12 protein-coding genes are annotated in these 12,251 nt (G+C 61.3%); 7 read left to right on the top strand and 5 right to left on the bottom strand.

The genetic code is table 11. The annotated features are described in order from the left end of the window. Nucleotides 1-6: 6 nt before the first annotated feature. Nucleotides 7-1,497 carry a DUF7289 family protein gene (locus O2S87_RS03195; protein WP_475407358.1) on the bottom strand — a complete coding sequence of 497 codons (1,491 nt, stop codon included), beginning with the start codon at nucleotides 1,495-1,497 and terminating at the stop codon, nucleotides 7-9. A gap of 152 nt (nucleotides 1,498-1,649) precedes the next feature. On the opposite strand from O2S87_RS03195, the gene O2S87_RS03190 reads away from it, so the two are divergent. Both O2S87_RS03190 and O2S87_RS03185 read left to right on the top strand, forming a co-directional pair. Next, nucleotides 1,650-1,925 (top strand): amphi-Trp domain-containing protein, encoded by a 276-nt coding sequence (locus O2S87_RS03190; RefSeq protein ID WP_475407357.1) that lies wholly within the window; start codon nucleotides 1,650-1,652, stop codon nucleotides 1,923-1,925. Next, on the top strand, nucleotides 1,922-2,293 hold the full coding sequence (locus O2S87_RS03185) for a hypothetical protein (RefSeq protein ID WP_475407356.1): 372 nt from the start codon (nucleotides 1,922-1,924) through the stop codon (nucleotides 2,291-2,293). Before O2S87_RS03190 ends, O2S87_RS03185 begins: the two co-directional genes overlap by 4 nt. A gap of 36 nt (nucleotides 2,294-2,329) precedes the next feature. Here the strand turns inward: O2S87_RS03185 and O2S87_RS03180 are convergent, their stop codons facing one another. Further along, the gene (locus O2S87_RS03180; protein ID WP_475407355.1) at nucleotides 2,330-4,156 is read right to left on the bottom strand and encodes a S9 family peptidase; all 1,827 of its coding nucleotides are present in this window, start codon (nucleotides 4,154-4,156) and stop codon (nucleotides 2,330-2,332) included. Nucleotides 4,157-4,237: 81 nt separating this feature from the next. Here O2S87_RS03180 and O2S87_RS03175 point away from each other — a divergent pair, with 81 nt between their 5' ends. Then, entirely contained in the window at nucleotides 4,238-5,311 is a 1,074-nt protein-coding gene (locus O2S87_RS03175) for a glycosyltransferase family 4 protein (protein WP_475407354.1), read from the top strand. A gap of 134 nt (nucleotides 5,312-5,445) precedes the next feature. Here O2S87_RS03175 and tmcA read toward each other — a convergent pair whose 3' ends face one another. After that, entirely contained in the window at nucleotides 5,446-7,755 is a 2,310-nt protein-coding gene (gene tmcA / locus O2S87_RS03170) for a tRNA(Met) cytidine acetyltransferase TmcA (RefSeq protein ID WP_475407353.1), read from the bottom strand. 250 nt (nucleotides 7,756-8,005) lie between these two features. Between tmcA and O2S87_RS03165 the strand changes: the two genes are divergently transcribed. Genes O2S87_RS03165 through O2S87_RS03150 form a run of 4 tightly spaced genes read left to right on the top strand, consistent with a single transcriptional unit; the run spans nucleotide 8,006 to nucleotide 10,992 of the window. Continuing rightward, nucleotides 8,006-8,968 carry a hypothetical protein gene (locus tag O2S87_RS03165; RefSeq protein WP_475407352.1) on the top strand — a complete coding sequence of 321 codons (963 nt, stop codon included), beginning with the start codon at nucleotides 8,006-8,008 and terminating at the stop codon, nucleotides 8,966-8,968. Beyond that, entirely contained in the window at nucleotides 8,965-9,351 is a 387-nt protein-coding gene (locus tag O2S87_RS03160; RefSeq protein ID WP_475407351.1) for a hypothetical protein, read from the top strand. Before O2S87_RS03165 ends, O2S87_RS03160 begins: the two co-directional genes overlap by 4 nt. Nucleotides 9,352-9,385: 34 nt before the next feature. Beyond that, nucleotides 9,386-10,141, top strand: a complete 756-nt coding sequence (locus O2S87_RS03155; protein WP_475407350.1) for a hypothetical protein — start codon at nucleotides 9,386-9,388, stop codon at nucleotides 10,139-10,141. 2 nt (nucleotides 10,142-10,143) lie between these two features. Beyond that, on the top strand, nucleotides 10,144-10,992 hold the full coding sequence (locus O2S87_RS03150) for a hypothetical protein (RefSeq protein WP_475407349.1): 849 nt from the start codon (nucleotides 10,144-10,146) through the stop codon (nucleotides 10,990-10,992). A gap of 10 nt (nucleotides 10,993-11,002) precedes the next feature. Here O2S87_RS03150 and gvpO read toward each other — a convergent pair whose 3' ends face one another. Beyond that, nucleotides 11,003-11,695, bottom strand: a complete 693-nt coding sequence (gene gvpO, locus O2S87_RS03145) for a gas vesicle protein GvpO (protein WP_475407348.1) — start codon at nucleotides 11,693-11,695, stop codon at nucleotides 11,003-11,005. A gap of 72 nt (nucleotides 11,696-11,767) precedes the next feature. After that, complete coding sequence (gvpA, locus tag O2S87_RS03140; RefSeq protein ID WP_475407347.1) at nucleotides 11,768-12,052, bottom strand: gas vesicle protein GvpA; 285 nt, start codon at nucleotides 12,050-12,052, stop codon at nucleotides 11,768-11,770. Between the last annotated feature and the right edge of the window lie 199 nt (nucleotides 12,053-12,251).

Here is a 12,251-nt window from a genome sequence, read left to right as displayed (position 1 = left end):
CGACCGTCACGAGAGTTCTACGTCGATCTCGTTCTCGCTGACGTGGAGGTATTTCAAGGGATCTGCTGTGCCGGTAAGTTCGACCGTCGTCTCGGCGAGTGACGACTGGTACTCGAGATCGAAATCTCCGGTGACATCGAGACTGTTGGCGACGACCGAGCCGACGAGGTCGACGGTCCCACCGGTCTCGATATCTGCGTCGGGCGCGTAGACGATAGCCTCGATCCGGACGGTCCCACCGCCCTTGCTGTCGTCGAGGAAGCCATCGCCGATATACAGGACGTTACGCTCGGCCTCGGGGGCGTCGTTGGCAGTTCCCAAAAAGCCGTTGCCGTCGGCATTGAACGAGTCGGCGATATAGTAATCGACGTCGTTGTCGGTGTCATCGGTCACCGTTACCTCGTTGTCCTGTATATCGAACTCCCCGTCGACGATGATCGTCACGTTGCCGTCGGTCGTGTCGATGTCGAGATCATCGGAAAGCGCGAGGTCCTCGTCGACGTAGTAGGTCCCGTTTTCGAGCCTGCAGTCATCGTCGGCGAGACACCCCTCATCGATGCTTTCGTTGGCTTCGGCCGATTCGATTTGCTTGTCGATTAGCGGTGTGGCCGACCGGTGGGGCGTGTTTTCTTCGACCGGATCGTCCACGTCGGCGCTCCCGTCGGCGTCGTAGGACCGCTGGACCGAAAGCGAGTTTTCGAACGTCTGTTCGTCGGGCACCGTCAGCGTCGACACCACGGTCTCGTTTTCGTGGTACAGTTCGGTCTCGCCCTCGGTTCGCTCGGTGAGGAACTCGTGCCAGCCCTCGTAGTAGGGACTTTCGATTGTGACCTCGATCGTGCCGTTTTCAAGCGGTGAGGGAACGCCCTCGACAGCGTCCGTCGAACGTCCGACCTGGGTGATCGAACCGCGTGGCTGCCCACTGATCGCACCATCGCCGCTGACTTGGATGATCGGTAGCGTCAGCGTCGACTTGCGGTAGTGGTACTCCGGCGGCGAGCTAACGGTGCTGTTGCCGTCACGCATGGACCAGACACCGCCGCCCTGATAGGCGACCTCACGGTTGGTTCCTTTATAAACAATCGCGCCCAGCTCGGTGTCTACCAGCGTCTCGCGCTCGTCGCCAGAGACGTTCGAGATCGTCATCGATCCCTCGTCTTCTTGAACCGACAGTGTCCCGTCGGTCATCCGTCCGAGACTGAACTGCTGTGAGTCGGCATCGCCCAGCGCGACGAGGCTCGCTTTCGAGCTGAGATGCGACATCCCGTTTTCGACATTGCTCGATTCGGCGTCCGAGACGAGATCCGCCAACGCCACGCCACCCAGCGCGACCGAGGCACCGATGACCACCATCGAGATGCCGAGAATCAGCACCGTTCCCACCAGATCCGACTGACTTCGTTCGGCTCTCGCCCGCCCGAGACCTCCGCTCGGGTCCGTCGACTCGCTGACGCTCGCCACCGAAGCCAGCCAGTCACCGAGCCGACGAACAATCATGAGTATTGATCAGTTAGCAGTCCACATAAACGCTCTCTCGAATCTATCAGTCCTGAGAACGTTGTGGTGAGCACCGAAGCCTATCGAAATCGGAGACAGACAGAGAAATTGCCAATATTTTGATTAGTTTGGGTGGCGAACCTCCAGTGGCTATGGCCGACAAAACACATCACGAGTCGACACTCTCACGGCCGGATGCCGCCGAGTACATCCGGTCGTTGGGCGCGAGCCTCGGCGACCAGAACCGATCGTGGACCGTCCCGGTTGGAAACAAGGACGTCGAGATCCATCCTGACTCACAGATCGACCTCGAAACGACCATCGACGAGCGCTCACGACTGCTCGGCGACGATGTCACCGAAGTAACCATCCAGCTGAGCTGGACGGAGCCGGATGAGTCGGCCAACACAGAAGGGGCGGACCGATGATTCTCCAGGGGTCGCTCACCGGCTCGATTATCGTCCTTATCGTGAGCCTACTTATCGGGACGATCGCGATCTATGCCGGTGCACGCCTCATTATCGACGCCGATACAGGAATGGGCCGAGCGGCCGTGACGGCGCTGCTCGGTGCACTCGCGTGGGCGCTCGTGAGCTTCTTCGTCGGCTGGATACCACTGCTCGGACCGCTTCTCACGCTTATCGCGTGGATCGGCGTTATCAACTGGCAGTATCCCGGCGGCTGGGGTGCGGCTGCCGGAATCGGCCTTATCGCGTGGCTGGTTTCGGTCGCCGTTCTCGTCGTGCTCGGCAACCTGGGAATCGTCGGGTTCGAAGCGCTTGGCGTGCCCATGTAACCCTCAGTCGACTGATTTTCGCTCCCGACAAGCTTCTCACTCGAGATGCGTTTCGAGGAAGTCGACGATCGCCCGGTAGGCTTCGATCCGGTTTCCGAGTTTCGTAATGCCGTGGCCCTCGTCGCCAAAGACGAGTTTTTCGACCGGAACCCCCTGTTTGCGGGTCTTCTCGGCGATCGCGTTGGCCTCACCGACCGGCACGCGTGGATCGTTCTCGCCATGCAGAACGAACAGCGGCGCTGCAATCCGCTCTATGCTGTTGATCGGCGAGATCGATTCGAGGAACGCGCGATCGTCGGCGAGCGAGCCGTACTCGGCCTCGCGGAGTTCGCGCCGCCAGTCGCCGGTGTTTTCGAGAAACGTCACGAACGAGGCGATACCGACGATGTCGATGCCAGCAGCCCACAGGTCGGGGTACTCGGTCATCGCCGAAAGCACCATGAACCCGCCGTAGGAGCCACCCATCGCCACGATTCGGTCGGTGTCGACCGCCGGGTGGTCGGCGAGCCACTCGACAGCCGCCCGGATATCACGAACCGAATCCATCCGCTTTTCGACGTCGTCGAGGGCGGCGTACGCCTTCCCGTAGCCCGACGAGCCGCGGACGTTCGGCTCGAAGACGGCGTAGCCGTGTGCCAGGAGGTACTGCTTAACCCCGTTGAACGAGGGTCGACGCTGGGACTCGGGCCCACCGTGGATGTCGACGATCACTGGGGTGTCGCCGCTGCCGGTGTCCGTGGCCGGAAGCGAAAAGAACGCGGGAATCTCCCGGCCGTCGAACGTCGGGTAGTGAACGAGTTCGCTTTCGACAAACGTCTCGCGGGGGATGCCCGCCGTGGGCGCATCGGTCCACCGCTCGCTTTCGCCCGAGCGGATGTCGACCACCCAGACGTTGGCGGTGTCGGTGTCGCTCGTGACCGTTATTGCGAATTTGTCGCCGTCGGGGCCGAAGCTGATTCCGCCCGAGACGCCAGCCGGTACGTCGGGGTCCGGGAAGGGGTCGATCCGGTCATCCGCGACGAGTTCGCCGGCGGTCCACTCGGTGTGACCATCGATATTGCGGCCGTAGACGATGCGCCGGGAGTCCTCGTCGACCGCCAGCCCGCCGACGTTCCACTCGTCGTCGCTCTGGTGGTCACGTCCTTCGGTTTCGACGACCGAGAACGCGTCCGAACCGAGCGCGAGGCGTTCGAGTCGGAGCGTGTCGGTCTCGCGGTCGGTAACGAGATAGAGGCTCTCGCCGTCGGGGGCCCAACTGGCGCTGTGGTACCGAACTGACCCCTCGTGGGGTGTGTGGTGAGTCAGTTCGCCCGTCTCGACGTCGAGTGTGTACAGGTCGCCGTCGTAGCCCGAGTAGGCCTCGTGGACGAGGAGTCGACCGTCGTCAGGGCTCCAGCCGCCGAGCGTGAGCCAGCCGTCTCCTTTATAAATAAGCTCGGCATCCTCACCAACTGAATCGCGGCGCTGGACGTAGACGTCGAACACAGACTTGTCGCGGCGGTTCGACGCGAAGGCGAACCGCTCGCCATCGTGGCTCCAGCCACCCCAGCGGTGTTTGGCTTCCGGCTGTTGGGTCAAGTCGACGATGGTGCCGTCGGTGAGATCAAGAAGATGAAACTGCGTTCGCTCGTTGCCGCCGGTGTCCTTTCCGAACACGAGTTCGGGCCGTTCGGGCGAACACGAAACGAACGTGAGCCGCTCGTCGAAGACGGTGTGTTGGTCGGGCCACGCGCCGGGGTCGGTGAGACTCCAGAGCTGCGGGGTGCCGGTGGTCGTGAGCCGAAAACAGAGTCTGTCGCCCGTCGCGGTCCAACTCGGGCCGTAGGCACTGCGGACGTTGAGATAGCGTTCGATCCCGTACATAGCAAATATGAGCGCGCCGTCGACAAACCGTTTCGGGTCGGATCGCCGGGGTTTTTACTGCCCGCTTTCCTCGAATGGCATATGCGTGTCGCGTTCGTCTCGATGTATACGCTGCATACGCGTGACACCGCTGTCACCCGCCGGCTCGCCCAACTGTCGGGGCTGCTCGTCCAGCGAGGCCACGAGGTCGAAGTGCTGTGTGGACGGTGGTGGGACGGCAAACACCCGACGTTCGACCAAGAGGGAATCACCTACCGGATGGTCGACGGCGACTTCACCTCGCACTTTTTCGCCTCAAAACTCCCGTTCGCCTTACGGCGCGCAGAGCCGGACGTAGTGATTGCACCCAACAGCCCACCCGGCCACGCTCGAACCGCAAAAGCCACCTGCAAACTTTTGAGAGTGCCGCTGGTCGTCGACTGGTGGGCCGACCGTCCGGGCGAGTCGGCCGGAAGCTACCGGAGACTCGCCCGGAGTGCCGACGCGATTACAGTTCCTTCCGAGACGATTAAAACCGACGTCCGGGAACATGGCGGGTCAGCCGACGCCATCGCGGTGATCCCGCCGAGCATCGATTTCGATCTCGTCGAGTCCGCTCCGGTCGACGATCGAATCGACTACGTCTACAGCCGTCGACTCGACGAGGACGCCAACGTCGAAACCTTCCTGCTCGCGCTCGCCGAGCTACGAGACCACGAGTGGCGCGCGGCCGTCATCGGTGCGGGCCCCGCACTCGACGGGGCCAAACGCACCGCCTCAGACCTCCGTATCGACGACCGAGTGGCGTTTCTCGGTGAACTGTCAGAGGCAGAACGCGTTCCGATATTTAAGGGCGCACACGTCTTCGCCCAGACGGCCACCCACGAGCCGTTTGCCACTGAACTGCTCCGGGGGTTAGCGTGTGGCTGTGTCGGGATCGCGGAGTATCAGGGCGACTCGGCGGCCCACGAACTGATCGAGCGCAAATCGCGACTCCCCGATACTCGTGGGAGCCTAGTGTCGACACCCCAGGAACTGGCCGACGAGATTATCGCTGCCGAATCGATGGCCCACCGGACGACCAATAGCCACTACCGAGTGTTCGACCACGAGCCGATTACCGACCGACACGTCCAGTGCTACCAAACCGCCGTCGACGACTACGGCTTTTTTTGATGTATTGGGAGAGCAGCCGCTCACTACGGTGTTATCAATCCCGTACGGCAGACAGTTGATTCTTGTCGGGCACACACTGCTGGTAGTCGACGCCTAACGACCATGTGCCGCGAATACTCGACGAGTACCAAGAGTTAGTGATACCGCTCGCGCTCGGCGTCGACGACCGAACCACCGAACGCCTCGCAGAACGCCCGCGCGACCGCCCCCATCTCACGCATACACTGGCTCGTCGACGCGAATCCCAACTCCGAGGCGACCGCTTGCCACGGCTGGCCCTGGAGCACCTTTCGAATCAGGAGTCGCTCCTGTCGGCCCGAAAGAATGGGTGTCGGCTGTAGCAGCGAGGCCAATCCGAGTTCGCCGAAGACGTGCGGGGCGGCCTCGTAGGTCCCTGGTCCGTAGCCGACGCCGGCGACGATCCGCCACTCGCGGTCGGAGAGTTCGACGGGGTCAGCTTTGCGTTTTCCAACGGCCGCCAGCGCCTCGCGGACGACGTTCGGATCCAGCGCCGAGAGCACGTCGCTCAACATCGCCCCGATCCGGTCGACGAACCAGTCGACGTGGCGCTCGGTGAGCGCTCGCCCCGCTGCCGAACAAGGCCGCAACATCAACGCGGAGTGCTCGCCGCTCCGGTCGTTGCTGGTGATCGAGAGATGGACCGTTCGATAGCCATTGTTTCGCCAAAACGTGAGCAAGCGAGGAGTGGCCCCGAAACCCACGCCGAGCCAGTCGACCCGTTCGGCGAACTCGGCGTAACAGTGGTCGAGAAGCGAAGAACCGATCTCGCGGGATCGAACAGCGTGGTGGGTGGCGATCCGCATCACGCGGTAGCCGACCGGCTCGGCTGCCGCCTCGTCGCGGAGTTGGCTCGTCAGCACGTCGGGTAACATGTTTCCACGCACGCGCTCGCCTTCGTACATCCGGGCTCGTCGGTCGGCATCCAGCCCACCCTCACGGGCCAGGACGGCAACCGAGACGACGTGCCCCTCATGGCAGAGTGCGCGAATCCGGTAGTTTGGTGCGTCGAGGAACCGAACCAGATCGGTGGGTTCGGTCCGGTAGTGAGCGACTACTAATAACCCAAACACCGACCGAAGCAGCTGTTCGTCGGCCGCGAGTTCGTCGGCAGTCAGCCGGCGGTACTCAACGCTGTCGGGTGTCGCGTCCTCGACCAGTTGGTCGACCGGTGGCTGGGCGTCCAAGAGGAGCGTGCGAAACAGCCACGACTCGACGGGGTCGCCGCGGGCGTAGCGGATCGGCTCGTTGAGTTCGATCGAGTCGACGTCGTGGTGACTGGCAGCCAGTCGGTCGCGAAAGCGGATGTCGAAGCCGCGGCCGGTGCCTTCGTAGCCGTGGACGGTGGTGCAGAACGCCGCCGAGGGGGCCGCGAGGAACGCCGACAGGAGGTCCACCGGCATTGCGGCGGCCTCGTCGACGAGTATGACGTCAACGGTAGCAGCGAGTTGGGCCGCCTCGGGCGGGGACCGAAAACGGATTCGACCCTCAGTGGTGGTCCCGAGCGTCGAGGCTTCCGTGGATTCGAACGTCGACAACACGTCGAGTGTACCGAGGAGCTGCTCGGCGCGGTCGAACAGCGGACCCGTGTTGTCAGTGGTCGGAGCCGTCACGAGCACGTCCCGGCCGGTGGCCGCCAGCGAGCCAGCCGCCAGCCCGGCGGCGCTCGATTTCCCCCGGCCACGGTCGGCCTCGAGAACGACCGCGTGGCCGGGCTCGGAGAGCACAGCGAGGTGGTCGACCGCGCGGGCCTGATCGTCGGTCAGACAGGCTTCGAAGGCAGCGGCCGGAAACGGGCTATTCGGTCGAACAAACCGACGCCGAGTCGACCGATCAGATGAGTGTGGCGTCGAATGTGTCGACGCGGTAGATTGATTACCCTGGTTGATCAGCCCATCACGCTCGATAGTGACCGAGAGCGAACCCACGGTATCGCTCGACTCGTCGAGACGAACGATGGCGATGCCAGGGTGTGTCGACAGCGTGTCGACGAGTCGGTGGCGAAACCGGTTGCCCACGTCAGCACGATCGAACGGCGGGACCGCGACCTGGTCGACGAGGGCCTCGAGCCCAGAGGGAATATCGGCCAGCGGCGGCGTGAGCAACACGAGCAGGCCGCCGCCGTCGACCGCGCCAGTGACTTGGCCGAGTGTGTTCGCCGAAAACCCCTCGTGGCAGTCCACGACGACGATCTCGCGGGTTGTCCCGAGCAGGTCGCTCGCTCGGGTTGGGGCCAGCCGGTGGAAGCGAAACCCCTCGCGCGTCGTGACGAAGCTTACCGACTCGGCGCCGACATCGGTCGACTCGATGACGGTGTAGGCCGCGTCGATGCCAGCGTCTCGCGAGCCAGCCAGCACTAGCAGTCGGCGCTCGTTTGTCCGGCGGGCCTCTGCATGGAGATCACCGACGAGCCCGGCAACTGTCATAGATGGGGTTACCAGACCCCGAACAAGGCTCTTTCCCTGTCGACAGCCACACGAGTCGGTCAGTTCGGTCGACCGCACGATGTAGCATGCTATCGAACACCACGCAGCCATCGATACACAATACAAAAGCAAATAGGTACTAAACCAAACAAAAATTTCGGATAGTCCTCGCACACCGTAGTTCCCGTGGGCGTAGAGGTGGCCCAAACGCCTTTTCAGTTGGACGTAGGAAATACTAATCGACTGACAAATGACTGAACACGTTCCCAACCAACGGCGTCGACCAGTACCATCAACGTGGGTGACCGCTCTGCAGGGTGTTTTCGGTGACTCGCCACAGACAGCGTCGGCCAGCGAGTCGACTGAGACGAGAAAGCCGACAGCAACGCCGCGACTGCTCACAGACGGTGGTGAGAACGAATCGGATGACGAAAAACAATCGGACGACGAAGAAGGCGAGAGTAACGAGTCTGACGAGGGCGAAACCGGCGATGCGGGCGGCGGTGACGAGGAGATGGCCCCGCCTGAACAAGAAGGGGAAGCAGGTGCCGAACCGGAACAAGAGGGCGAAGGAGAACAGGAAGCCGAAGAAGGTGAAGAAGAAAAGGAAGCAGCAGAAGATGAAGGAGAACAGGAAGCAGCAGAAGGTGAAGGAGAACAAGAAGCCGAAGAAGAGACAATCGACGTCCCACAGAGCGATGTCGAAAGCGTGGGTGCGACCGAAGACGAGAGTACGACGGTGCTGTTTCTCGACCTCTATGGGTTGGACCTCGATCTGCTCGGCCTCGAAATCGAACTCCATCAGCTCGTCTTGGATATCTTTGCGACCGAAGGCGACGGCAACCTGCTAGGTAATCTGTTGTCATCGGTCGCTGGTCTCACCGATCCCGGTGGGCTCTCGAACCTGCTGCCCGACATCTCGGAGATGATGCCGGAAGGCGGCCTCTCGGGAATGCTCCCCGGTGGAGACAAACTCAAGAGTGTGCTTGGTCTCGGCGGGCAAGAGGGCGAAGGTGGAGAGGAAGGAGAGGAAGGTGAAGGTAAAAAAGAAGGTGGAGGATTCCTCTCGTCGACCGCAAGCAAAGTTCGCGAGTCGATACCCAGTCTTCCGGTCAAACAGCTGCTCATCGAAGTCATCGCTGGGGTGATCAGACAACTGCTCGAATCCCCCGAGAAGGAATCCGGCGAGGACGCCTCCGGTGAAGGCTCATGAGCGACACGAATGGTCGACTCGATTACGGTCGACTCGTCGGCGACATCGATTTCGCTGGCGCGTTTGAGGGGACGCGTTTCGAGCAGTACACGAACAGGCAAGAGGGACTCGGGAGTATCCTCGGCGGCTGGCTCGGGGCCATCATCGGCCGCTTTGTGGGCATGGCGCTGGGACAGGTCGCCCAAGAACTGCTCGTCGACGAACTGTTCGGAACCGAGGAGAAAGACGAGGAAAACGAGGAAGACGAAGCGGAAGGCAAGCAGGCAAAGGGTGAAGGAAAAACAGAAGACGGTGAGCAGACCGCTGACGCCGAAGAGTCGACCGACGAGACAGACGAGACAACCGATAGCGACGAAGAGACAGCGGAGGCGGATGCCGAATGAGCATTCGCCAGCCCACGCCACGAGGTGAGCGGCGATGAGTGGGAAGACACTCAATCTGATCAAAGAAAACCTGCCGAACAGCCTTCGAGACGAACTCAAAGAAAGCGAGTTGGCCACGAAGGTTGGCGGCTCCTACGGTGAGGAGGCCGGTCGACAGGTCGGCCAAGAGGTCGGCGCGGAGATGGAAGATCGGTTTCGCTCCCGACTCGATGCCGGGGCAGACATCGGTCGGGCGATTCGAGACACCCTCAAAGCCCTCCCGGGAATACTACTGGCCGCACTGCGTAGCGGCGCGTCACCGGGAGCGGTTGTCTCAAACCTCAAATCACAGCTCGAAAACGAAGCGAAATCGCTGTTCACCGAGACGCGAGACGAACCCAGCGAGGAGGCCGAAGAGACAGAAGAGACAAAGGAAACGGCGGAGGGTGGCCCAGCAGAGAGCGCGGAGTCTGCTTCCGAAGCCGCTGACACAGCCACCGAAACAGCTACCGATTCCGTAACGGATGCGACTGACAAGGCGACGGAAGCCACTGAGAACGCCACGGAGGCCGCCCAGTCGATTCCGGGACTCCCCGACAGCGTCGACCAACTTCGCCGCGAGACGATCCGCGACCTCCTCGAAGTAATGTCGTACCGTGATCTCCAATCGACGGCCAAAGAGGTTGGCGTGAAAGCCAACCAACGTCACGAGGAGATTGTCAACGACATCGTCGACCAGTTCGCGGGCCAAGAGGACGAAGAGGGCGATCAGGACGAAGGCGGCGACGCCGAGGCAGAATCGGAGTCCTAACCGTGGCACCCGATACCCAACAACAGGTCGACGACCTGCTCGCCGACCTCGCGGCGATCTTTGACGACGAGTCGACCGACGATGGCCAGCCCGATCCGGAGGCACTCGACGAACTCGCTGACCGGGCCGACGAATTAGTGGCTGTGACCGATCTCTCCGACCTGTTGGTCGCGAGTGGTCTCGGTGAGAAAGACGAACCGCCCGAATCATTGCCAGCCGCAGTCGCCTCAGGCGACCCACAGAACGTCGCCAAACTCCGATCGCTGCTCACCGCCTCGAAACTGTCGCGGGTTGATGACGACGACGACCGCAAAGAACGCGTCGACGAACTGCAGTCGCTCGCAGAGACCGCGCGCGGAGACTCATCGGCTGACGATGAGACAGCCAATGAAGCTACTGGAGACGACGCTGAGTCGACTACTGGAGACGACGCTGAGTCGACTACTGGAGACGACGCTGAGTCGACTACTGATGCGACGGGCGAGGAGACGGAGGCAACTGAAGCAGAAGCGACCGAGGCAGAAACGGAGGGTGACGAAGAGTCGTCTCCGATTCGAGAGCTCCTGGAGTCACAGCTGGAAGAGACTCACAGCTTGTTTGATGAAATTCCTGACTTTGAGGGACTCATTGACGGTCTCGGTGAGGACGACGAGGAGAAAACAGAGACTGTTGATGAGGACGAGCGTCAAGAAGATCGATCGACCAAACAAAGCGATGGGACACGCTGGCGGCCCGGCGGTGGCAAACAACGAACGACACACTCGACAGTTCCAGGTACCGGTCGACGGGATATCGGTCGACGACCGGGGCGGTTTTCGTCGGTGCGTGGCTCGACAGTTTCGAAACGGTAGAATCGCGGCGTTAGTGCTGGTTGGGGCCGGTGTCGCTGCGTCGGTATTTTTCGAGTCGACGATAGCCGATGACTTCGCCGCTTTCGTCGAGTTCGATCTCGTACTGGCCGAGGATGTCCTGGGTGTCGGGCACCGATCGGCGTTCGATGATCTCGACGACCGCTCGCCAGTTGTCCTCGTTCCGTGAGACTTCGACGATGCCATCGAGGCTGCGGCCGATCACATCGGTCGACAGCTCGATCACCTGATTTCTGACCTCGATAATACTCGCCGTGTCTCCCTCGCCATCCAGGGAGGGGGTCGATTCCTCTTGGGGGTCGACACCGACATCCCCGGACTGTTCGGCGACTGCCTCGTCGTCGGCTTCGATTTGTGCGGGTTCCTCAGGCGTCTCTTCCTGCTCGTTGTCGTTTTCAGCAGACCCCTCGCCTTCGTCAGTCGACTCTGCGTCCGACTCCGAGTCGGACTCCGATTCTGACTCCGACTTTGACTCTGCGTCAGATTCTGATTCTGTGTCTGATTCCGACTCTGACTCAGCAGCCTCGCTCGACGCTTCACTTTCGTCACTCTCGTCACTCTCGTCGCTTTCGTCGGTTTCTTCTGCGGCTTCCTGCTTGGCCTCTGAGCCACCATCCGTGCGTACTACGCGGGCTGTTTGCGTGTTCGGTTCGGTTCTGTCGTCGTCTGTGGAATTGTGTCCCATGGTCTGTGTGTAAAATGTCAAAATTGGAGTTCGTTAGTGGCTGGCCAAACACTGCGCCGTTATCTCGGTTGGTTACGTTGCCTCGGGGTACTGTGCCTGGGTTACCGGCGTCCGTCGGAGTTCGAGGTTCTGGAGATCCTCGAGGTCTCCTTCCTCGGTCACTTCTTCGATCTTCGAGATCTCGGCGGCGTAGTGGAGGAAGGTGTCGACCGAGGCCACCACGACGCGAGCTTCGACAGTGAGAATTTCGATCCCGACGACCGAAATCCGCGCCCAGATGTCGATGACGACTCCCTTATCGAGGATGCGGTCGAGTACGTCCGCCAAACTATCTGCACCGGGTCGGTCTGATGCCATACTACACGACACTCCTGTCAGGTATTTAGGTAATGTGGCCGCAGAAGACGACTATCGATCTAAAGTATCTCTAGAGCCTGTCCAAGAAACACCGACAGAAACGTCAGATTCTGTAGCTCTTGAGCGTTCATTACGGTAAATTTATCTAGCTGAAAATACTATACGGCGTAAGGATTTACTCGTGACGTTTAATTTTATC

The organism is Halohasta sp. A2 (assembly GCF_056175805.1).
Note: the sequence above shows the minus strand (reverse complement) of the source record. Positions and strands in the feature narration are given on the sequence as shown.

Excerpts from the sequence above, each read along its gene's own strand:
- O2S87_RS03195 (WP_475407358.1), bottom strand. The coding sequence starts at position 1,497 with ATGATTGTTCGTCGGCTCGGTGACTGGCTGGCTTCGGTGGCGAGCGTC.
- O2S87_RS03190 (WP_475407357.1), top strand. The coding sequence starts at position 1,650 with ATGGCCGACAAAACACATCACGAGTCGACACTCTCACGGCCGGATGCC.
- O2S87_RS03185 (WP_475407356.1), top strand. The coding sequence starts at position 1,922 with ATGATTCTCCAGGGGTCGCTCACCGGCTCGATTATCGTCCTTATCGTG.
- O2S87_RS03180 (WP_475407355.1), bottom strand. The coding sequence starts at position 4,156 with ATGTACGGGATCGAACGCTATCTCAACGTCCGCAGTGCCTACGGCCCG.
- O2S87_RS03175 (WP_475407354.1), top strand. The coding sequence starts at position 4,238 with ATGCGTGTCGCGTTCGTCTCGATGTATACGCTGCATACGCGTGACACC.
- tmcA (WP_475407353.1), bottom strand. The coding sequence starts at position 7,755 with ATGACAGTTGCCGGGCTCGTCGGTGATCTCCATGCAGAGGCCCGCCGG.
- O2S87_RS03165 (WP_475407352.1), top strand. The coding sequence starts at position 8,006 with ATGACTGAACACGTTCCCAACCAACGGCGTCGACCAGTACCATCAACG.
- O2S87_RS03160 (WP_475407351.1), top strand. The coding sequence starts at position 8,965 with ATGAGCGACACGAATGGTCGACTCGATTACGGTCGACTCGTCGGCGAC.
- O2S87_RS03155 (WP_475407350.1), top strand. The coding sequence starts at position 9,386 with ATGAGTGGGAAGACACTCAATCTGATCAAAGAAAACCTGCCGAACAGC.
- gvpO (WP_475407348.1), bottom strand. The coding sequence starts at position 11,695 with ATGGGACACAATTCCACAGACGACGACAGAACCGAACCGAACACGCAA.
- gvpA (WP_475407347.1), bottom strand. The coding sequence starts at position 12,052 with ATGGCATCAGACCGACCCGGTGCAGATAGTTTGGCGGACGTACTCGAC.